16 protein-coding genes are annotated in these 20,905 nt (G+C 59.3%); 5 read left to right on the top strand and 11 right to left on the bottom strand.

The window, feature by feature from the left end; translation table 11 throughout:
• Positions 1–154 precede the first annotated feature (154 nt).
• The 3 genes from cls to QSJ80_RS12685 all read right to left on the bottom strand — a co-directional run bounded on the left by cls (position 155) and on the right by QSJ80_RS12685 (position 5,020).
• Positions 155–1,615, bottom strand: coding sequence for a cardiolipin synthase (gene cls, locus QSJ80_RS12695; protein WP_285764837.1), 1,461 nt, complete (start codon positions 1,613–1,615; stop codon positions 155–157).
• A gap of 16 nt (positions 1,616–1,631) precedes the next feature.
• On the bottom strand, positions 1,632–2,219 hold the full coding sequence (locus QSJ80_RS12690; protein ID WP_285764836.1) for a DUF411 domain-containing protein: 588 nt from the start codon (positions 2,217–2,219) through the stop codon (positions 1,632–1,634).
• Between the two features lie 176 nt (positions 2,220–2,395).
• Positions 2,396–5,020, bottom strand: a complete 2,625-nt coding sequence (locus QSJ80_RS12685; protein WP_285764835.1) for a TonB-dependent receptor — start codon at positions 5,018–5,020, stop codon at positions 2,396–2,398.
• A 309-nt stretch (positions 5,021–5,329) separates the two neighbouring features.
• Between QSJ80_RS12685 and QSJ80_RS12680 the strand changes: the two genes are divergently transcribed.
• The gene (locus tag QSJ80_RS12680) at positions 5,330–7,699 is read left to right on the top strand and encodes a penicillin acylase family protein (protein WP_285764834.1); all 2,370 of its coding nucleotides are present in this window, start codon (positions 5,330–5,332) and stop codon (positions 7,697–7,699) included.
• Between the two features lie 56 nt (positions 7,700–7,755).
• Here the strand turns inward: QSJ80_RS12680 and QSJ80_RS12675 are convergent, their stop codons facing one another.
• The 8 genes from QSJ80_RS12675 to QSJ80_RS12640 form a co-directional block, all read right to left on the bottom strand.
• On the bottom strand, positions 7,756–8,022 hold the full coding sequence (locus tag QSJ80_RS12675; RefSeq protein WP_285764833.1) for a hypothetical protein: 267 nt from the start codon (positions 8,020–8,022) through the stop codon (positions 7,756–7,758).
• 94 nt (positions 8,023–8,116) lie between these two features.
• A complete protein-coding gene (cysG, locus tag QSJ80_RS12670; RefSeq protein ID WP_285764832.1) occupies positions 8,117–9,508 on the bottom strand; it encodes a siroheme synthase CysG in 1,392 nt (463 codons plus the stop codon).
• An 82-nt stretch (positions 9,509–9,590) separates the two neighbouring features.
• Positions 9,591–10,868, bottom strand: coding sequence for a serine--tRNA ligase (serS, locus tag QSJ80_RS12665; RefSeq protein WP_285764831.1), 1,278 nt, complete (start codon positions 10,866–10,868; stop codon positions 9,591–9,593).
• Between the two features lie 18 nt (positions 10,869–10,886).
• A complete protein-coding gene (gene crcB / locus QSJ80_RS12660; RefSeq protein ID WP_285764830.1) occupies positions 10,887–11,261 on the bottom strand; it encodes a fluoride efflux transporter CrcB in 375 nt (124 codons plus the stop codon).
• A gap of 3 nt (positions 11,262–11,264) precedes the next feature.
• The gene (locus QSJ80_RS12655; RefSeq protein WP_285764829.1) at positions 11,265–12,608 is read right to left on the bottom strand and encodes a replication-associated recombination protein A; all 1,344 of its coding nucleotides are present in this window, start codon (positions 12,606–12,608) and stop codon (positions 11,265–11,267) included.
• Positions 12,608–13,225, bottom strand: a complete 618-nt coding sequence (gene lolA / locus QSJ80_RS12650; protein WP_285764828.1) for an outer membrane lipoprotein periplasmic chaperone LolA — start codon at positions 13,223–13,225, stop codon at positions 12,608–12,610. The genes QSJ80_RS12655 and lolA overlap by 1 nt, the downstream gene beginning before the upstream one ends.
• Before the next feature lie 113 nt (positions 13,226–13,338).
• Positions 13,339–15,300: an acyltransferase family protein gene (locus QSJ80_RS12645; protein WP_285764827.1), complete on the bottom strand. Its 1,962-nt coding sequence runs from the start codon at positions 15,298–15,300 to the stop codon at positions 13,339–13,341.
• A gap of 120 nt (positions 15,301–15,420) precedes the next feature.
• A complete protein-coding gene (locus QSJ80_RS12640) occupies positions 15,421–17,748 on the bottom strand; it encodes a DNA translocase FtsK (RefSeq protein WP_434219182.1) in 2,328 nt (775 codons plus the stop codon).
• Between the two features lie 333 nt (positions 17,749–18,081).
• On the opposite strand from QSJ80_RS12640, the gene trxB reads away from it, so the two are divergent.
• The 4 genes from trxB to infA all read left to right on the top strand — a co-directional run bounded on the left by trxB (position 18,082) and on the right by infA (position 20,861).
• Positions 18,082–19,035, top strand: coding sequence for a thioredoxin-disulfide reductase (gene trxB, locus QSJ80_RS12635; protein WP_285764826.1), 954 nt, complete (start codon positions 18,082–18,084; stop codon positions 19,033–19,035).
• Positions 19,036–19,065: 30 nt separating this feature from the next.
• The gene (gene aat, locus QSJ80_RS12630; RefSeq protein ID WP_285764825.1) at positions 19,066–19,767 is read left to right on the top strand and encodes a leucyl/phenylalanyl-tRNA--protein transferase; all 702 of its coding nucleotides are present in this window, start codon (positions 19,066–19,068) and stop codon (positions 19,765–19,767) included.
• Positions 19,760–20,482, top strand: coding sequence for an arginyltransferase (locus QSJ80_RS12625; protein WP_285764824.1), 723 nt, complete (start codon positions 19,760–19,762; stop codon positions 20,480–20,482). The genes aat and QSJ80_RS12625 overlap by 8 nt, the downstream gene beginning before the upstream one ends.
• Positions 20,483–20,642: 160 nt before the next feature.
• Complete coding sequence (gene infA / locus QSJ80_RS12620; protein WP_285764823.1) at positions 20,643–20,861, top strand: translation initiation factor IF-1; 219 nt, start codon at positions 20,643–20,645, stop codon at positions 20,859–20,861.
• Positions 20,862–20,905: the final 44 nt, after the last annotated feature.

Below are 20,905 nucleotides of genomic sequence, written 5' to 3'. Positions count from 1 at the left end.
TATTATCCAGCCAGCTATCGTTTGCGGGCTTGTTCGCGCGGGTATGGAGGCCTTGGTGGGTAGAGCGAAATGTTGGCCCGGCCACGCACCCTTTGGATATAGAAGTTCGCATAATATAGATTATGTTAAATAGGATATCTGGCTCCCGGGGCCCTCATAGCAGCGGCCCCAGCATGGCAATGGTGTTGTTCCAGAGGCGCTGCCCCGTGGACCAGCCTTCGACATCACTGAGTTCAACCAGATCCGAACTGTCCAGATAGACCTGCTGCCGCGCCTCCATATCGCGTGTGAGCTCGGCATCGTATAGCAGTACGTTACTTTCATAGTTCAGGTCGAAACTGCGCCTGTCCATATTGGCCGAGCCAATCAATGTCATTGCGCCGTCCACTGTGATGGATTTGGTATGCAGTAGACCGTCCCTGTATTCATAGATGCGAACACCGGCTTCCAGCAATTCCAGGTAGTAGCTCCTGCTGGCGGCGGCGACTACGAAAGAATCGTTCCTGGACGGGAAAATGATCTCGGTATGGACTCCTCGTCTTGCAGCAGCACATAGCGCGGCCTGTAACGATTCGTTCGGGACATAGTACGGCGTTGTGATCGTCAGTTTTTCCCGTGCGGTATAGATCAGTGCCTCAAAAATCTGCGAAGGCGAAAATGTTGCGGTCTCCGGGCCGCTTGCAAGCACCTGCGCAATAATGCCCGGGACACTCCTGCCAGACGCCTTGAACGGTAGCGGGCGCCTCAGCATTGCGCTCAGGTCCTCGTCCGTATAGGTCATCCAGTCGCTCAGGAATATGAACTGGTTTTGACGCGCTACAGGCCCCTCAAACCGCATCACCGCGTCGACCCAGGGCGCGTACTTTGGTTTAACCCTGAACTCCGGATCCGCGCAATTCTGGCTGCCGCAATAAGTAATCCAGTCGTCAATCACTACGATTTTACGGTGGTTACGCAGGTCGATTCGGCCATTCAGTGGTCCCATAATTGCCGGGCCGATAGGCAGCGAAACCGCTGTATCCACCCCGCTCTCTCGCATCACCTTCCAGTGTCTTGATTTGATCAGGGCATGGGAGCCGAGATTGTCAGTCATCGCGCGACATGACACGCCCCGCGCCACCGCGCGCTTTAATGCCTCGATCAGGGCGAGGCCACTGTTGTCGGACAGCCAGATATAGAAACTGACGTGGACATGGTGTTTGGCGGCGTCGAGATCGGCAATCAACGACTCGATCGTGTCGTTCGAGTCCTTCGTCAAATGACCGGTGTTGCCGCCAATGGGCCGGAAGCCATTGACCTTTTCACCGAGGCGAAACATCGCGGCATAGCGGCTGGGTAAACCCGATACATCGCGCTCGAAGGTGCCTGCGAGGGTTGAGGGCTTCGGTAGAGTCCCGATTACCTGCTGAACGTCGCGCATGCGCCGGAAGCGCTTGCGGTTGATGTAGGTTTCACCGAAAAGCAGGTAGGCTCCGACTCCCACAATGGGGACCGCAAGAATGACAATGGCCCACGCCATGCGCGAAGCCGGCTCGCGTCTCTTCCGCAATAGTGCCCGACCAACAAAGAGCAACTGGATCAGGAAGATCGCGAGCAGAATCATGGACGTGAACATGCCCTGCTCTTTCCTTTCAGAATTGCTGCTGGTAAGTCTCTATTTTTTCGTAGGTGCGGATACTGCCGTCGTTCTTGAGGATGAAGACCCGGTAAGGATCAAACTTCTCTCCCCGCTCCATGCCGGCGCTGCCGATTGGCATGCCCGGAACAATCAGGCCCTTCGCGTCTTGGGGTGGATTCGCGAGAAATTCGCGCACCATTCTCGGCGGCACATGCCCCTCAAATACAAACCCCTCTCGTGACACACCGGTGTGGCAGCTCTGGTAGCCATTCGGAATCAGGTGCTGGCCTTTGATTTGCGCAAGCTTTCGTGTGCTTTTTCCCTCTGCGTCCAGACCCTGCTTTTCCAGGTGATCAATCCAGCCTCCACAGCACCCGCAGAAAAGTCCCTTGTAGACCAGGATTTTCTCGTCTTGCGGAAAGGTGCGCTGCTCCGCCCTCTTTTCCTCGCCCTCGTTCTTCTCCATGCCCTCGCCGACGCCCTCACCCTGCGTGGCAGTCGCACCACTCCGGCCAGGGCCCTCAACTTCGTCCTGCGCAAAAGCAGGTGCGACAAAGAGAGTGGTCAGTAGCAAGAGGAGCCCGGGAAAGAGTCTGGTCATCTGGTAAACCTGAAAGCTTTCAATGATCTCCGCAGCATAACGCAAGGGTGCGCGCCCTGCCCCGGCCTCCGGGTGCTGGCGCACTAATTCTGGCGCCAGTTGCCGCCTGATACATTTTCGCGGCGCAAAAAAAAGGCCGGCACCAGGCCGACCTTTTTCTTCTTCAGGCTGCTTGCTTAGAAGCGAACAGTGAAGTCTGCACCGTAGGTGCGTGGCATGTAGCGCCATGCCGGGGAGGAACCGATTGCAGCGCCTGTGCCGCCGATGCCACCGTAGATTTCCTCGTCGGTCGCGTTCTGTACCCACAGGGAAGCAGAGTAGCGATCGCTCGCGGAAGTCCAGCCAGCACGCAGGTTCAGCAGCTGGTAGTCCTCGATGATACGCGCAGCGTCAGTGATGGAGCCAACACGCTCGTCAGTCCAGTTGTAATCCGCACGCAGTTTCAGCATATCGCCAGAAGCCAGGTCAACGGTGTATTCACCCATGATGTTGAACTTGTGCTCCGGCGTACCTACACGCGGCTGACCAACCTTGGAGTCAGCTTCGGTTTCACCGATCGCTTCGATGATCTGGTAACGGGTGAACTCGGTGTCCAGGTAGGAGTAGTTACCGGCAACGAAGAAGTTATCGGTTACAGCCCACTGCATTTCGATTTCACCACCCAGGCCTTCGGCATCACCGTTACGCAGGTTGTAGCTCGGGATCGGGGTACCAACCAGGTCCAGGGTCTGCAGGTTCTCGTACTCGTAGAAGTACACAGACGCGTTCAGGCGAACACTGTTGTCAAACAGGCTGGACTTGATACCGGCTTCGTAGTTGGTGACGTTTTCCTGGTCGAAGGACTGGTCAACACCCGGACCAAAGTTCAGGGAGTTGAAACCGCCTGCCTTGAAGCCAGTGGAAACAGATGCGTAAGTCATTACGTCATCGTTCCAACGGTAGTCAACAACCAGACGACCGGACAGGTCTTCCCAGCTGTCACTGATGCCGCCATCGGCGTCAGAGTTCAGGGACGGGTTGCCATTATTGAAGAACGCCAGGCCCATCGGCAGCTGGGTGTTCAGGCCCATCGGGATAGCCGGCGGCAGCATGCCACCTGCAACCAGAGCGGAAACAGGAACCACGGAACCATCAGCCAGGGTGACGTTGCCGGTCAGGCCAACGTTGCCCATGCCCATCAGCGGCAGTGCGTTCTGGTAGGCGGTAACAACGCTGAAGTCTTTTTCGTCGTAGGTGTAACGCGCACCGAAGGTGATATCCATGGCCTCGGTTACAGACCAGGTGAAGTCACCGTACACAGCGGTAGAGCGGTAGTCGCCCGCGTTGAATACGTCTTCTTTCCACTTGGCGTCAGACTGGACCCACGGCTGGATGCCCTGCATCAGTACGGCAATCATGTCGTCGCGGCTCAGGTTGCCGGATGCGGTCAGCATGCCCAGGCCATTGGCAGCCAGAGTCGGGTTGATCGCTGCATCCAGGATGCCGGAGCTCGCCAGCAGGTCGTAAACAAAGGTGGAGATCGCGGCACCTTCGAGGCCTGCCATCTTCATCAGCTCACGCTGCTGAACGGCCATGGACTCCTGCTGGGACTGGGTCAGACCCATGCCAGCGGTTGCAGCCTTGATACCTTCGTAAACTGCGAAGGATTCCAGGGAGCCGGAAGTAAACTCGGCAAAAGTGGTGTGTTCCAGCTCTTCCTGGGAGTAAGAAGCGCCGAGGGTCCACTTGAGGGAATCGGTCGCACCATTCAGGCGGAATTCCTGGGAGAACTGCTCCTGCTCGTCAGTATTGGAAGACCAGAAGTAGTAGTCCGGGTTTGCGGTACCGTCTTCATCCTGCTCCAGCACAGCGTCAAACTTGCTGAAGGACGTGATGGAGGTGAAGGTCACGTTCTCGAAGTCGTGCGTTACGCTCAGGGAGGTGCCGAAGCTGTCACGATCTTCTACAGTCGGGCTGTCCAGTGCGTAGTCGCCCATCGGATCGGAGCCGTCGATGGCCTGGAGTTCAGGAACCACTACGCTGCGCAGCGCGCTGCCCTGGTCCATTACGCCGTAATAGGCACGCCAAAGAACTTCGGTGTCCTGGGTCGGTTCGAACAGCAGGCTTGCACGGTAGGTCTGGGTGTCGTGGTTACCAACGGTGAAATCGTTCGCAACATTGTCAGCCCAGCTGTCACGCTTCTTGGTGCTGGCGCTCAGGCGCAGGAAAGCGTTATCAGTCAGCGCGGAGTTGGCGATGATGTCGGTGTTAACACGGCCATAGTTACCAACGGAAACTGTGGACTCAAAAGAATTCTCGTCCTGCGGCTTTTTGCTGATCAGGTGGATCGCGCCACCGGTAGCGTTACGGCCAAACAGGGTGCCCTGCGGGCCCTTCAGGATTTCAACACGCTCGAGGTCAGCCAGCGGTACTTCTGCACCTGCGCCACGACCGGCGTATACGCCGTCAACGTAAACAGCAACAGCCGGGTCGGAACCAACGGTGAAGTCACCGGTCTCAATACCACGGATGCTGTAGGTCGGCTGCAGCGGAGTGTCATTGTTCATCTCAACGCCCGGGGTGAATTTACCCAGGTCGGTGAGGTTCTGAGCGCCCATATCCTGAATGCCTTCACCGGTGAAGGCGGAAATAGCGATCGGTACTTCCTGCAGGTTTTCCGCACGTTTCTGGGCGGTTACCACCACTTCTTCGATTTCTGCGGCGTAGGCGGATCCACTGATGGCGGTGGCGAAGCCAATGGCCATGGAGAGTGTGGTCTTGGAAAAGTTGCGGCTCACGCCGGCAAACTTGGCGTCTTGCATCATCGCTTCCTCGCGTATTTGTTGTTATATCACTGCGTATTTATGTTGTTTTAGGTTACGCCGGATGGCGGCATAGTATTCGCAATTTGGTACGAATAAAAGCACAGACGGTGACCTTTGGCCACCCTGTGGTCATAATAAAATGCGCATTGTCACATTAGTCAGGTCTACTGGCGCAAAACTCTATTTAGCCGGTTAATAAAGGACCAGAGCGCCGTCCCGAATTAACCAACTTAATGGTACTCCAGTTGATATCCTCACTGCGCAAACCGTATTAGAAGGCATCGCCGACAATAAAGGAACCCGTCCATGCCCGTCCTGAAAAAACGCCGGCTTCCGGCCTACCTGCTCCTCGTGACTATTTCTGCCCTCTTGCTGGTCGGGATCACTGGCTACAGCATCCTGCACGGCTCCCTGCCCCAACTGAACGGGGAAATTACCAGCGCCGATATTCCGGCAGAGGCAACAGTTACCCGCGATGCGCAGGGTATCGCTTTCATTGAGTCTGAAGACCGCAACAGCAGTGCGTTCGCCCTGGGATACCTGCACGCACAGGAACGCTTCTTCCAGATGGACCTGTTGCGCCGCAATTCGGCCGGGGAGCTTTCGGCGCTGGTCGGCGCCGCCGCCCTGCCCCACGACCGCAAGATTCGGGTTCACCAGTTCCGTGCGCGGGCGGAGCGCAATCTGGACGCCATGCCGGCGATACAGCGCAAGATCCTCAAGTCTTACGTGAAGGGTGTGAATCAGGGGCTGACGGACCTCGACAGCGCGCCATGGGAGTACACCCTGCTCGGACAGGATCCAGCGCCCTGGACCGAAGCGGACAGCAGCCTGGCCATTTTCAGTATGTATCTGGCACTGCAGAGCCCCACGGCCAGCTATGAATTCCGCGATACCGCGCTGGAGGACCTGTTGCCGACAGATCTGTACCAGTTTTTCTTTCGTGAGGGCGGTCGCTGGGATGCACCGCTGATCGGTGATGCCCGCACCGGTGCGCCGCTGCCCGACACGCCGATTGCCGCGCTGCTGCAGGATGGTGATGACATTGCCTATATACCGTTTGGTAACGACGACAAGGTCTACGGGAGCAATAACTGGGTTGTCGGCGGCGCCTTAACCGACCACGGCGGCGCCATTCTCGCAGACGACATGCACCTGGAGCTGAACGTACCGAACATCTGGTATCGCGCCGGCTGGACAGTGCCCGGAACCACCAATGAAATGCGCGGTGCCACCCTGCCCGGCGGCCCGATCATGGTGGTTGGGTCCAACAGTAAAGTGGCCTGGGGTTTCACCAACACCATGGGTGACTGGGGAGACCTGGTTGTGCTCGAGGTGAGCGACGACGGCAAAACATACCGCACACCAGACGGCTTCCGGCCTTTTGAACTCGAACAGGAGCAGCTTGCCGTCAAGGGCCAGGATGCCGAGACCCTCACGGTGAAAAAGACCATCTGGGGTCCGGTGGTTGCTGAGAACCATCGCGGTGAACTGCTGGCGCTTCGCTGGGTTGCGCACGACAGCCGCGGGGCAAACCTCAACCTGCTGAACCTTGAAAAGGTCTCAAGCACCCGCGAAGCACTGGATTTGGGGCCGACGCTCGGCATCCCTCACCAGAACCTCGTTGTCGGTGATGCCAACGGCAACATCGGCTGGACAGTAGGCGGAGCCATCCCCAAACGCGCCGGTTTCGACGGTGCACGCAGCACATCCTGGGCGGACGGAGACAAGTACTGGGACGGTTACCTCGATGTATCCGAGCAGCCACGCGTCTACAACCCACCCTCGCACCGCATTTGGACAGCCAATGCGCGGACCATGGATGGCGAGTTCCTGCGGAAGATGGGCGATCACGGTTACGCACTGGGTGCGCGCCAGCAGCAAATCCGGGATGGCCTGTTCGCGCGCGAGCGCTTTGATGAACAGGGCCTGCTGGATATCCAGCTGGATGACCGGGCTGTGTTCCTGCAGCGCTGGCAGGCGCACCTGTTGTCGCTCCTGGATGCGCAATCGAGTGACAATTACGCAGAGGCGCGCGAGCTGGTTGCCAACTGGGGTAGCCGCGCATCGAGCGATTCCGCAGGTTACCGTATTGTGCGCAACTTCCGCCTGGAGGTGATCGAAATGGCCACCGCACCGGTGGTCACCTATATGCGCAAGCAGCTTCCGGACTTCGAGTTCGGCTCAGTGAAACGGCAGATGGAGTACCCGGTCTGGGACCTGATCACCCAGCGCCCGGCACACCTGCTCAATCCGGATTTCGAAAGCTGGGAAACCCTGCAGCTGGCCGCACTCGACAAGGCCCTGGACAAGATCCGCACCAGGGATGGATCCCTGGCCCAGGGTACCTGGGGCGTCCAGAACACTGCCCAGATCCAGCACCCGCTCGGCCGGGTAATTGCACCGGTCAACTGGCTCACAGCAATGCCTGCCGACCCGCTCCCGGGCGACAGCCACATGCCTCGCTTCCAGTCCCCGAAACACGGAGCCTCGCAGCGCATGGTGGTTTCACCCGGGCGCGAAGACAGTGCCATCTTCCACATGGCTACCGGCCAGAGCGCCAACCCGCTGTCACCGTTTTTTGGCAATGGTCATGAAGACTGGGCGGCGGGCAAGCCATCGCCGCTGAAGGAGCAGGAGGCGACATACACACTGGTGTTCAAACCGGAACGATAAGTCACTCAGTATTTGGATACAGGGCGCCTGCGGGCGCCCTTTCTGTATGTCAGGGGCTATTGCCCGCTCTCGTCCAGGATAGTGAGACTAAGGAATGTCAGCCCCAGCAACGCGGCCACCAGCAACGGCAACACGGGGATCATCAGGAGCGGAATGGCGGCAAAGAGCCAGATCTGGCCAACCCAGCGCCGGCGCGTACGGTAGATGGCGCCATAGCGACGCAGGTGGGGGTCGGTGTCATCGGGTAGGACAATCTCGCCTGCCAACGGGCGAAAAAAACACGGCAGTGCCGAGACGTAAAACCGGATAAGCGCCAAAAACATCCTCACCTCCACCAAGCAACGGCCGTAGAGGCAATTATAGTAAGGCGAGCGCGCTCACCCCTGTTGAGCGCATGTCAGTGGTACAGGGGCGGCTTCAGTCCAGGGCCGGCGAATACCAGTTGAGAGTATCGTGGAGGCGTACCACGCCACCGATAATAGTCAGGGCTGGCGCGGAAACCTCTTCTTCGACTACCCGCCGGGGCATGTCCGCGAGCGTCCCTATGACCACCCGCTGCTGTCGTGTGGTGCCCTTTTCGATAACTGCAATCGGGGTATGCGCCGGCATACCGTGCTCAATCAGCTGGCCGCAGATAATTTCGAGACCAGTCAGGCCCATATAGAACACCAGGGTCTGACCGGGACTCGCCAGCTCTACCCATGGCAGTGCCAGCTCACCTTCCTTCAGGTGCCCCGTGATAAAACGTACTGATTGCGCGTGGTCGCGATGTGTCAGGGGAATGCCGGCGTAGCTGGCACAGCCGGCTGCTGCAGTGATGCCGGGCACAACCTGGAACGGGATGCCGGCCTGCGCCAGCTTGTCGATTTCCTCGCCGCCACGGCCGAAGATAAACGGATCGCCGCCCTTGAGCCGGAGTACCCGCTTGCCCTCTTTCGCCAGGTCCACAAGCAACTGGTTGATGTCGTCCTGCGGCACAGCGTGAAAGGCTTTTTTCTTGCCCACGTAGATTCGGTCCGCGTCGCGTCGCACAAGCTCCATGACTTGATCGGACACGAGCCGATCATAGAGCACCACATCTGCCTGCTGCATCAACCGCAGCGCACGGAACGTCAACAGGTCCGGGTCGCCGGGTCCCGCGCCTACAAGGTATACCTCGCCAGGGTTGGGCGCACCGGATGCCGCCTGCTCAAGCATGCGTTCCAGTTGCGCGCTGGCAGCGACTGAATCGCCGCGCTCCACCAGCGCCGCGACCTCGCCATGGATCACGGCTTCCCAGAATGCGCGGCGCGCGTTTTCCGGCAAGCGGGCTTTTACTTCGGGGCGGTAACGGTCGCATAGCTCGGCCAGCTCCCCGAGCGATGGTGATAGCTGTGTCTCCAGTTCTGCGCGGATCTTGCGCGCCAACACCGGCGCACTGCCACCGCTACTGATACCAACGGCCAGCGGCCCGCGCTCTACCATCGAAGGAAAGGTAAAGGTACAGAGTGCGGGTTGGTCAACCACATTGACGGGAGTGCCGGCACGTTTGGCTTCTACAGCCACCTGCTCATTCAGCGCGGTATCTGCCGTAGCTGCAATGACCAGGGTTGAGTCTGCGAGGTCTGCGCTGCGATACGTGCGCACTGCAACGCCACCCCCGGAGGATGCTGCGATATCCGCGAGTTCGGTCTTAACTTCCGGGGCGACCACGTGGATCGCGGCCGAGGCTTTCTGCAGCAGCCGAGCCTTGCGCAGGGCCGTCGAGCCACCACCGACAATCAGGCACTTCCTGCCGGCAACATCAAAGGCAATGGGGAGATAACGCATTCAGGCTTCCTGCCGTACAAGGAGAGAGGCGGCCGGGCGCTGCGTGTCCCGGCCTGCTCAGGGGTATTCTTCTTTGGGCGGTTCAGGCGATCCGCTCAATACCGCCCATATAATTACGCAGGACTTCCGGCACCAGAATGCTGCCATCCGCCTGCTGGTAGTTTTCCAGCACAGCGATCAGCGTGCGACCAACCGCAAGTCCGGAACCATTCAGGGTGTGCAGCAGCTCCGGTTTGCCGCTTTCCGCGTTGCGGAAACGCGCTTTCATCCGGCGAGCCTGGAAATCGCCCATCAGCGAGCAGGAAGAAATCTCACGATATTTATCCTGGGACGGAATCCACACTTCGATATCGTAAGTCTTGCGTGCACCAAAGCCCATATCGCCACCGCACAGTACGACTGTGCGATACGGCAGGCCGAGCTTCTCCAGGATCTTCTCAGCGTGTCCGGTGAGCGTATCCAGCGCCTCCCCGGATTGATCCGGCCGCGCAAACCAGACCAGCTCGACCTTCTCGAACTGGTGCTGGCGAATCATGCCGCGGGTATCGCGACCGTGGGAGCCCGCCTCGGAACGGAAGCAGCAGGTGTGGCCGGCAAACTTGTGCGGCAGGCTCTCCGCGTCTTCCACAATTTCATTGCGGTACAGGTTGGTAACCGGTACTTCAGCAGTCGGTATCAGGTAGAAACCGCGCTCATCTGTCAGCTTGAACAGATCGTCCTCGAATTTCGGCAGCTGCGAGGTACCGAACAGGGAATCCTTGTTGACGATGACCGGCACGTTGATCTCGGTATAGCCGTGTTCCAGCGTATGCACGTCCAGCATGAACTGTGACAGCGCACGGTGCAGGCGCGCGACGCCGCCACTCATCACTGCAAAACGGGAACCGGTAATTTTGCTGGCGGTATCAAAATCCAGTCCGCCGAGGGATGCGCCGAGGTCGACATGGTCCTTGACCTCAAAATCAAAACTGCGCGGCTCGCCCCACTTGCGCACCTCGACGTTGTCATCCTCATCCGCACCTTCCGGTACGTCATCCGCGGGCAGGTTCGGGATGCCGAACAATATGTCCTCAAGCTCCGCCTGCAGGTTGTGCAGCTCCGCAGAGGCGGCGGAGAGCTCACTGCCAAGGTTTTCGACCTCCTTCAGCAGCGGCGCGATATCCTGGCCGGCTGCCTTGGCCTTACCGATATTCTTCGACTTGCTGTTGCGTTCGCTCTGCAGGGTTTCAGTACGGATCTGAATCTCCTTGCGGCGTTCTTCCAGGGCGTGCAGGCGTGCGGTATCAAGGGTAACACCGCGTTTCTTCAAGGCTTCTGCAACGTCGTCCAGTTGGTTGCGGATGAGCTTGGGATCGAGCATGTCAGTCTCTTTACAACGTTAGAAATATTTGAACCCCAGCCATAGCGCCAGACCAGTGGCCGCCAGGCAAAGTATCAGGGTCAGTATCAGGTAGGCCAAGGCCAGATAAGGTTGGCCATTGTGCCACAGAAGCAGGGTTTCTAGGGAATAGGTGGAGAAAGTTGTCAGGGCGCCAAAAAAGCCGGTCATTAGTATCAACCGCAGTTCCTGCGGGAGCAGTCCCTTTTCGACAATCAGGACATAGCACAGCCCTATAAAAAATGACCCGACAGTATTAACCAGCAGGGTGCCAAGCGGGAACTTGGCCCCCCACACGCCATAGGACCAGACCGTAACGGCGTGTCGTAACAGGGCTCCCAGCGCACCACCCAATGCGATTGCAAGCAGCTGCATACCCTACCCCTCATCCTCGTAGCGCCGCTGGGTACTCGCAGCATCCAGCTCCGCCAGGTGCGCCAGCTTCTCGCGGATCTTGATCTCCAGGCCCCGCGGCACAGGCTCGTACCAGCGTTGCCCGGCAATCTCTTCTGGCAGGTAGCATTCGCCCGCGGCGTAGGCTTCCGGTTCATCGTGCGCATAGCGGTACTCGGCACCGTGACCGAGGGACTTCGCCAGCTTGGTGGGCGCATTGCGCAGGTGCTCCGGCACATCATAACCGGGCATGCTGGCCACATCCGCCCGCAGACTTTTGTAGGCTGAGTAGACGGCATTGCTCTTGGGAGCGACGGCGATGTATGCCAGCGCCTGCGCAATAGCCAGTTCACCCTCCGGGCTGCCCAGGCGCTCCTGGCACTCCCAGGCATTCAGAGCCAGCTGCAATGCGCGCGGGTCTGCATTGCCGATGTCCTCCGTGGCCATGCGTACCACACGACGAGCGATGTAGAGCGGATCACAGCCGCCATCGAGCATGCGCGCAAACCAGTACAGGGCACCATCCGGACTGGAGCCCCTGACCGCCTTGTGCATGGCGGATATCTGGTCGTAAAAATAATCTCCACCCTTGTCGAAGCGCCGCACATCCGCCTGCATCACTTCGGAGAGTACGGCCTCGTCAATGACACGCTTGTCGCCTGACGCAGGCGCGAGATCCGAAGCGATCTCCAACAAGTTCAGTGCTGTGCGGGCATCACCGTCTGCCGCATTCGCTATGCGCTCCAGCGTTTCCTCGGTGACGGAGATGTTCGCATCTTTCAGTGACTGATCCTGCTGCACTGCACGCTGCAGCAGATTGACCAGCGCCCCGGACTCGATCTTGCGCAGCACATAAACCCGGCAGCGCGACAGCAATGCATTATTCAGTTCGAATGCCGGATTCTCGGTAGTGGCACCGATAAAGGTGATGGTGCCGTCTTCCACAAATGGCAGAAAGGCATCCTGTTGCGACTTGTTGAACCGGTGCACTTCATCCACGAACAGGATGCTGCTGCGACCGGTCTGCGCCTGGTGCTGCTGTGCTTCGGCGATCGCCTGGCGAATGTCTTTGACCCCGGAAAGTACTGCGGAAAGCGTCGCAAAGCGCGCGTCGCACTCCTCAGCCAGAAGCCGGGCGAAGGTGGTTTTGCCCACCCCGGGCGGGCCCCATAGCACCATGGAGTGCAGCTGGCCGCGCTCGACCGCTTCCCGCAGGGGTTTTCCGGGCCCTACCAAATGCGACTGGCCGACATAGTCGGCCAGTGTGGTCGGGCGCATACGGGCCGCAAGCGGTTGATAGCGTGGCTTTGGCTCAAACAGGTCAGGCATTATTCTTTGATGATGTCTGTACCGGGCGGCGGTGTAAACTGAAACAGGCCGGCATTGAGGGAGGGGTTCGCCTTTACCCGGCTGAAGCGGATCTTCGTGGTCTGCCCCATGGAGTCGCGCACGGACATATTCTTTGGCAGGCCCTTCTTGTCAAACTCGATTTCGAGAAAACGGAAGGGAGAACCGGATTTCTTCGGACTCAGCTGGAAACGCTTGCCAGCCTTGCCAACGTGGAACGCGCTGGCAATTTCCGCCGGATTGCCACCCAGCAACAGTGCCGGCGTTTCATGCAAGCCCCGGTCCGTCTTGCGAACCGTTACCTGCTCCAGATCCGGGTCGTACAGCCAGATGGTGCTGTTATTGGTCACCAGCAACTGCGGAAACGGCTCATTGCTCTCCCAGCGTATTCTGCCGGGCCGCTGCACATGGAACTTGCCATTGCTGGACTGCAGCTCTTCGCCGGACTCGTCAAAGATCTGCTGCCGGAAACTACCCTCGAGGCTGGCCAGTGGCCCCAGCAGCGCACTGAGTTCTGAGACCGCATCCTTGGCGACCACCGGCAGACTGAAAGGCAGTAAGAGCGCCAGGATTGCAATTACGCGGCTTGAATACGACATACTGTTCCCTCTTGCGTTTTCCTTTTACCGTGCCCAGTCTGGTCCAGCCAGGCTGAAGCGGCGCTGAACGACCTGCCCTCTGGCCGCAAGGCCATCATCTTTCCTTAAGCCTGTTATTCGCCTGCCGTATCCCCGCTGGTCCCCTGAACTGCAGCGCTTACCGGCACCAGCGGGTTGCCATATTGGGCGACAAACGCTCGCCCGAGTTCCATCGCGCCGCGATGATTGAGGTGGCTGTCATCGCGGTAGAGCGGGACGCCGTTCAGCACCGTCTGGCAGCGGTCGCTGTCGCACATGGCCAGTGCGGGGCTCAGCCACTCGAGCTGCGGGAACCTGGCGGCTGTCCGCTGCTTGAACTGACTGAACGGTTCGACCGCAGATTTAACCCCGTTGACCGGCAGAGAACAATCACTTTTTCCCTTAAGTACGCAATGTGCGAAAGACGCAGTGGGTAACTCGGGGATGGCCTCAAGCACAATGACCCTGTGCCCTTTGGAAAGGAGCCATGCAATCGCATTGTGGAAATAGCCTTCAAATGCCGGGTTGCGCAGATAGGAGTTCCACCAGGCGCCCACGAACACAGTCTTCGGTGGGCCGGAGAGGTATTCCATCAACGCCAGGTTGCGCAGGCGCTTCTCCTCATTGCCCGGGTAGGCGCGCCGGGTGTCGTCTTCCGTGATAAACGGTGTTGATGCCTGCGTAACCAACAACAGGGACAGGTCCGCATCTTCCAGCAGCTGGTCCACAAAACCCATTGCCGCAGTGGCATGGGAGTCACCGATCAGCACACTGTTTTCCGGTACACCCTGCCGCGCCACGCCAAAGCGACAGGCGTCACCGCGCTCAAAGGCATAGAAATCCCCGCGAAAACACGGCTTGAACAGCGCGCCGGCATTGCTCTGGGAAATCGCCGCATACAGCTCGCGCTTTGCCTCCGGTATCCGGAAACTCAGGTCGTCGGCAACGCGGATGGTCGTCTGGACTGACCAGATAAAGACGAACGGAATCGCGAGTAGCCACACCACAGACCGGCGCAGGCTCCAGCTGCGGTAACGGAACCGGTTCTCCACCAAGTGGTAGCTGGCCCAGGACAGGCCGATCAGCACGGCGACGAGGAGCAGCTTCTGTATCAGCGTCAGTTCCACGAGCTGATAGTTCAGCAGCGCGACAGGCGGCCAGTGCCACAGATAGAGTGAATAAGAAATGCCGCCGAGGAACACCATGGGCCGGCTGCCGAGTAGCCTGCCGAGATGGGTAGTACTGGCCGATTGGCCACCAAAAATTGCGAGCGCGGTACCGAGCGTTGGCCAGAGCGCATTGTAGCCCGGGAAGTGATCCGCACTGGTCAGGGAAAACGCCGATACGCCGATCAACACCAGTCCTGCGGCGACCAGCCACTGCCCTGCCCGAGGCGATACCGCCGGCAGGCGCCCGCGCGCCATTGAAAGCGCCAAACCGGCACCGAGCAGCAGCTCGAACGCCCGCGCCGGCAGCAGGTAGTAGGCTGCGGACGGATTTTGCTCGGCTAGGTGAACGGAAAGTGCGAACAGCACCAGCCAGCCGACAACGAGGCAGCTGACCTGGCGTGCCCGCGGCACCCATCGATACAGCGCAAGCATCAGCGCCGGCCAGAGCAGGTAAAACTGCTCCTCGACCGCCAGCGACCAGGTGTGCAGGAGCGTGATGGCCTGGGTATCCGGGGCAAAATAGCGGCTCAGTTCCGCGTAGTAGTAGAAATTGCTCAGCCCGAACAGGGAATAAACCCAGCTCTTGGCAAAGATGTAGTAGTCGTCGTCCATATAGAACGGCGAGATCATCAGGAAACTGGCAAAGGAAACCAGCAGGAAAACCGGGACCAGCCGCTTGACCCGCCGCCCGTAGAAATCAGAAAACGTGAAGGTACCGTTGCTGATACTGCGATCCAGCAGGCGCGTGATGACAAAACCGGAGATGACAAAGAAGACATCGACCCCGACAAAGCCCCCGGATATCCCGGGAAAGCCCAGATGGTAAAACACCACCAGCAGGACTGCGATTGCTCTCAGCCCCTCAATATCCCTGCGATACGCCTGCATAATCGATTATCTAAACGCCAGTTGATTTGGCGCGAATCCTATCATTTTGCAGGGCCGCTTTCACCGGGAGTCCGCCGGTCCACCTCCGCCCTTGCGTTACAGGCGGCCTGAGCGTGCGGGTCAGGCCGGCGGCGGTGCCAGTACCTCCCGGTTGCCGTTGATGCCCGGCTCAGAGACGACGCCCGCCGACTCCATCGCCTCAATCATGCGGGCTGCGCGGTTATAGCCGATGCGCAGTTTACGCTGCACGGAGGAAATGGAGGCCTTGCGGGTCTTGGTCACGAATGTCACGGCCTCGTCATACAGGGCGTCGCCCTCGGGGTCATCCCCTTCGCCGCCCTCGGACTGGATGCCCGGAACCGGAATGGAATTGTTCGAATCGTCGATGATGCCATCGATGTAATCTGGCTTGGCCCGGACCTGCCAGTCCGCCACAACCTTGTGGACTTCGTGGTCATCAACAAAGGCGCCATGGACCCGCACCGGTACCGCCGTTCCCGGGGGCAGGTAGAGCATGTCGCCGTGGCCGAGCAGCTGCTCTGCCCCGCCCTGGTCGAGGATGGTGCGCGAGTCCACCTTGGACGACACCTGGAAACCGATTCGGGTCGGCACATTGGCCTTGATCAGGCCGGTGATGACATCCACGGACGGGCGCTGGGTGGCGAGAATCAGGTGGATACCCGCCGCACGAGCCTTCTGCGCGATCCGCGCAATCAGCTGCTCCACTTTCTTGCCGACAATCATCATCATGTCGGCAAATTCGTCGATCACCACCACAATGGCGGGTAACGGTTGCAGCTCCGGGCGGTCTTCTTCGGTTTCCGGCTCCAGCAGGTCCACATTGGGTTGCCAGATCGGGTCCTTGAGGTGCTCGCCTTTCGAGGCCGCGTCCTTCACCTTGCGGTTGAAGCCGGCGAGGTTGCGCACACCCATCGCCGCCATCAGCTTGTAGCGCCGCTCCATTTCCCCCACGCACCAGCGCAGGCCGTTGGCGGCATCGTTCATATCGGTGATGACCGGGGTCAGCAGGTGCGGGATACCCTCGTAGACCGAAAGCTCCAGCATTTTCGGGTCCACCAGGATCAGTCGAACCTCTTCCGGCGTGGACTTGTAGAGCAGGCTCAGCAGCATCACATTGATACCGACAGATTTACCAGAGCCTGTGGTCCCCGCCACCAGCAGGTGCGGCATCTTGGCAAGATCTGCCACCACCGGCTGACCGGAGATATCGTGCCCCAGCGCCAATGTCAGCGGCGAGGCGGCGCGATCGAAAGCTTCTGCGGAGAGGACTTCGGACAGCCTCACCATCTGGCGGTTTTCATTCGGGATCTCGATCCCCACAACGGACTTGCCGGGGATGACCTCCACCACCCGCACGCTGATCACGGCGAGTGAACGTGCCAGGTCCTTGGCCAGGTTGGTAATTCGGCTGACTTTGACCCCCGCCGCCGGCTGGATTTCAAAACGCGTAACCACAGGGCCAGGCAGCACGGAAACCACTTCGGCGATTACGCCAAAGTCCTTGAGCTTCAGTTCGAGCAGGCGCGACAACGCCTCCAGCGACTCGCGCGAAAAACCGGCTTTCTGGTTGGCATCCGGCTCGTCCAACAGTGCGATGGGCGGCAGAGTGCCCGTCACCTCGGCGGGCGGCGCAAACAGTTCTTTCTGTTTTTCCCGTGCCGCGCGCGGGCTGATTTTCGGTTTGGGGGCGACAGGCTTGATGGTTGGCGGCTTGCGCTCGGCGACCCGCTTCTTCTCCTTCTCAACCACCACGGTACGTTCGATACGCGCACTCTCAGCAACCTGGCGCTCCTGGCGGCGCTGGCGCGCGCGCCGGATTCGACTGGCTACCCAGCCAGCGAGGGCCAGGGTCAGTGCGCCGATCCGGTCCATGAGGCGCAGCCAGGACAGGCCGGTAAACACAGTGATGCCGATCAGTACACCGGCCAGCAATATCACAGTGCCGCCGACATAGCCCATATTGGTTTCGAGCGCGGTCGCAACCGCGGCCCCGAGAATCCCGCCATTGGAGAAAGGCAGTGGCGCGGCGGCTTCTGCAAAGCAGAGGGTGCTAAGCCCGGCGCCAGCGGTCATCAGCAGCACCAGACCGCTCACGCGAATTGAGAACATCAGGCCGTTGAAGCCGGACACCTGCGCACGCAGGAGGCTTGCCGCGCGCATGATGATGAGGGCGGGGAAAAAGTACGCCATCCAGCCGAACAACGACAGGCAGACATCAGCCAACCAGGCCCCCATCGGACCGACGGCATTCATCACCTCAGCGCCGGTGCCGGTATGAGACCAGCCGGGATCGGCCGCGGAGTAACTGCCGAGACTGATGCCAAGCAGGACTGCACCGGCAATCAGCGCGATCAGGCTGCCTTCCGTCGCTATGCGATTGACGGTTGTACGGGCTTCAGTTGTCCCTGCGGTATCTTCGGCCTTCACGCGGCACCCCATTGTTATTCTTGAATCCAGGGCTCGAAATGGCTGGCGGCGCAGCCTCTGTGCCCTGCGCAGAATCCACTTTAACTGTCTTTTCCGCGCCGAATCAGCAGCTTACCAGTCTTTCCTCATGCGGACTACGAGGTCAAAAACTAGACAACCCCGGAAAGCGGGGCCCCACAATGCGCCCGGCCGCCATAGCAGCCGGCAAACAGGACGATAAAGGGAAACTATTTGGTGGATATCCACGCATCCCCTATCATACCGCCCTAATTTCGATCTGTAGCGCCGGATTATGTTCCGGGTTTCACAAGAGTTTTAGGTATCGAGGTCTAAATGAGCAACGCGAACCATCACCGCCTGATTATTCTCGGTTCCGGCCCCGCCGGATATACCGCCGCCATCTACGCAGCGCGCGCCAACCTGAACCCGGTGGTCATCACCGGTATGCAGCAGGGTGGCCAGCTGACCACCACCACCGAGGTGGAAAACTGGCCAGGTGGCGTTGCCGACCTGCAGGGTCCGGACCTGATGGTACAGATGCAGCAACATGCCGAGCGCTTCGATACCAATGTCATTTTCGATCACATCCATGAGGTGGATCTCAAGCAGCGTCCCTTCACCCTGAAAGGGAACGAAACCTACACTTGTGATGCTCTGATTATCTGCACCGGTGCATCCGCGCAATACCTCGGACTGGCTTCCGAGGAGGCTTTCCAGGGTCGCGGGGTTTCAGCCTGCGCAACCTGCGATGGCTTCTTCTACCGCGACCAGAAGGTGGCTGTAGTAGGCGGCGGTAACACTGCCGTGGAAGAAGCGCTTTACCTGTCCAATATCTGTAGCGAAGTGACCCTGATCCATCGCCGCGAGGAGTTGCGTGCGGAAAAGATCCTGCAGCAGCGCCTGCTCGACAAGGCAGAAAACGGCAATATCAAGCTTTGCTGGAACGCCACCCTGGACGAGGTACTCGGTGACGAAGCTGGCGTGACCGGTGTGCGCGTGCGCAGCACCAAGGATGAGAGCACCCGTGAACTGGACGTCTCCGGCGTATTCATTGCCATCGGCCACAAGCCGAACACCGATATCTTTGAAGGACAGCTGGAAATGAACGGTGGCTACATCATCGTCAAGAGCGGCATTGAAGGTAATGCAACCGCCACTTCGGTGCCGGGCGTATTTGCCGCAGGTGACGTGGGCGACCACATCTACCGCCAGGCAGTTACCTCTGCGGGCTCTGGCTGTATGGCAGCACTGGACGCCGAGCGTTTCCTCGACGCAGAAGGCGAGTAACGCCTTTAGGCCGGGACACGGGTATCGCCGATGCTTGAGCTGCTCGATCCCGATGACCCGGCCTATTTCCCCCCATCCGAGCATGCGCTGGACGACCCCAACGGCCTGCTGGCCGTCGGTGGTGACCTCTCCCCGACTCGCCTGATCAACGCCTACAAACGTGGCATTTTTCCCTGGTATTGTGACGGCCAGCCAATCCTGTGGTGGTCTCCCGATCCACGCTGTGTTGTTATCCCGCAAGATTTCAGGATCCGACGCAGTTTGCGCAAAGTCCTCCGCAAGGGCCTGTTTACCGTCACGTTCGACCGGGCATTTGATGCGGTCATGGCCGCATGCCAGGAGCCGCGCAGCTATGAGAGCGAAACCTGGATCACGCCGGATATGCGCACTGCCTATAACCGGTTGCACGAGATGGGGGTCGCCCATTCGGTGGAATGCTGGCACCAGGGGGCGCTGGTTGGCGGCATTTACGGACTGGCCATCGGGCGTGTGTTCTTCGGCGAGTCGATGTTTCACCGTATGACCGACGCGTCCAAAGTAGCCTTTGTGCATCTGGTGGAGCAGCTAAAATTATGGGAATACCACCTGATTGACTGCCAGGTGACAAACGATCACCTGCTGAGCCTCGGCGCGTGCGAGATTCGCAGGTCGGAATTTGAAGCGCTACTCAGAGAGCATTTGCCGGAGCCGTCGTTTCCCCAGCCCTGGCAGCTGGAATGGCACTATGAGTAAAATTTCCCCGCTCGACTCGATCAGGTTGCTGGCAACCCTCCCCCACCCTTGCGGCTACCTCGATGGTCGCGAGTCCACGACCGTGTTTGTCGATCCATCGTTCGATATCGAAGCGCGCACCTACGGCCATCTCACCACCCTGGGCTTTCGGCGCAGCGGTGAATACCTGTATCGCCCGCATTGTGCGGACTGCTCCGCCTGCGTGCCATCGCGCATTCCTGTGGGCAGGTTCCAGCCGAGCCGGCAACAGCGCAAGACCCTCAAGCGCAACCGCGACCTGGTACCAACGGTGCTCGACGATATCGTCACGGATGAACACTACGGCCTGTATGCGCGATATATTGAGGGTCGCCACAAGGACGGGGAGATGTACCCGCCCTCACGCGAGCAGTTTGATAACTTCCTCGCAACCAGCGGCTGGGGGACAGCTGCGTTTGTCGAGTTCCGAAAGGACGGGCGCCTGGTCTGCGTGGCAGTTACCGATATCACCCCGGCTGGCCTGTCGGCCGTGTATACGTTCTACGACCCGCTCGAAGTTCGACGCAGTCTCGGTACCTTCTCCATACTTTACCAGGTCGAGTGGGCGCGGGAGCTGGGCCTGCCCGCGGTCTACCTGGGTTACTGGATCGAGGAGTGCCGCAAAATGGCCTATAAACAGCAGTTCCAGCCGCTCGAACTCTTCCGCGACATGGAATGGCGCCAACATATCCCCTAATATCCCCGTGGCTATTGGCCTGAAGCGCTTTTTCGGGCAAAATGCACGCCCGTCGGTACCGCGGTATACAATTTCAGGTGCCGAACAAGCTCACAGCCCGGATGTAGGCGGCTGGTGAAGCGCACTAACAGGATTAAAGCAATACCGAGGTTTATGCCGCATGGCAAAAGACGATCAGATTGAAATGGAAGGTGAGGTCATCGACACCCTGCCGAATACCACTTTTCGCGTAAAGCTGGAAAACGGCCACGTCATCACCGCCCACATTTCAGGAAAGATGCGCAAGAACTACATCCGCATCCTGACTGGCGACAAGGTCAAGGTTGAAATGACACCTTACGACCTGTCCAAGGGCCGCATCACCTATCGCGCCCGCTAAAGGCAAGCCTGTCATCAGGCTCCTTGCATGAAACGCAAAAAAGG

It is taken from the genome of Biformimicrobium ophioploci (assembly GCF_030270605.1).
Lineage (GTDB): Bacteria > Pseudomonadota > Gammaproteobacteria > Pseudomonadales > Cellvibrionaceae > Biformimicrobium > Biformimicrobium ophioploci.
Note: the sequence above shows the minus strand (reverse complement) of the source record. Positions and strands in the feature narration are given on the sequence as shown.

Excerpts from the sequence above, each read along its gene's own strand:
- QSJ80_RS12625 (WP_285764824.1), top strand. The coding sequence starts at position 19,760 with ATGAGTAAAATTTCCCCGCTCGACTCGATCAGGTTGCTGGCAACCCTC.
- QSJ80_RS12685 (WP_285764835.1), bottom strand. The coding sequence starts at position 5,020 with ATGCAAGACGCCAAGTTTGCCGGCGTGAGCCGCAACTTTTCCAAGACC.
- aat (WP_285764825.1), top strand. The coding sequence starts at position 19,066 with ATGCTTGAGCTGCTCGATCCCGATGACCCGGCCTATTTCCCCCCATCC.
- QSJ80_RS12690 (WP_285764836.1), bottom strand. The coding sequence starts at position 2,219 with ATGACCAGACTCTTTCCCGGGCTCCTCTTGCTACTGACCACTCTCTTT.
- crcB (WP_285764830.1), bottom strand. The coding sequence starts at position 11,261 with ATGCAGCTGCTTGCAATCGCATTGGGTGGTGCGCTGGGAGCCCTGTTA.
- QSJ80_RS12645 (WP_285764827.1), bottom strand. The coding sequence starts at position 15,300 with ATGCAGGCGTATCGCAGGGATATTGAGGGGCTGAGAGCAATCGCAGTC.
- serS (WP_285764831.1), bottom strand. The coding sequence starts at position 10,868 with ATGCTCGATCCCAAGCTCATCCGCAACCAACTGGACGACGTTGCAGAA.
- trxB (WP_285764826.1), top strand. The coding sequence starts at position 18,082 with ATGAGCAACGCGAACCATCACCGCCTGATTATTCTCGGTTCCGGCCCC.
- QSJ80_RS12680 (WP_285764834.1), top strand. The coding sequence starts at position 5,330 with ATGCCCGTCCTGAAAAAACGCCGGCTTCCGGCCTACCTGCTCCTCGTG.
- lolA (WP_285764828.1), bottom strand. The coding sequence starts at position 13,225 with ATGTCGTATTCAAGCCGCGTAATTGCAATCCTGGCGCTCTTACTGCCT.
- cysG (WP_285764832.1), bottom strand. The coding sequence starts at position 9,508 with ATGCGTTATCTCCCCATTGCCTTTGATGTTGCCGGCAGGAAGTGCCTG.
- cls (WP_285764837.1), bottom strand. The coding sequence starts at position 1,615 with ATGTTCACGTCCATGATTCTGCTCGCGATCTTCCTGATCCAGTTGCTC.
- infA (WP_285764823.1), top strand. The coding sequence starts at position 20,643 with ATGGCAAAAGACGATCAGATTGAAATGGAAGGTGAGGTCATCGACACC.
- QSJ80_RS12655 (WP_285764829.1), bottom strand. The coding sequence starts at position 12,608 with ATGCCTGACCTGTTTGAGCCAAAGCCACGCTATCAACCGCTTGCGGCC.
- QSJ80_RS12675 (WP_285764833.1), bottom strand. The coding sequence starts at position 8,022 with ATGTTTTTGGCGCTTATCCGGTTTTACGTCTCGGCACTGCCGTGTTTT.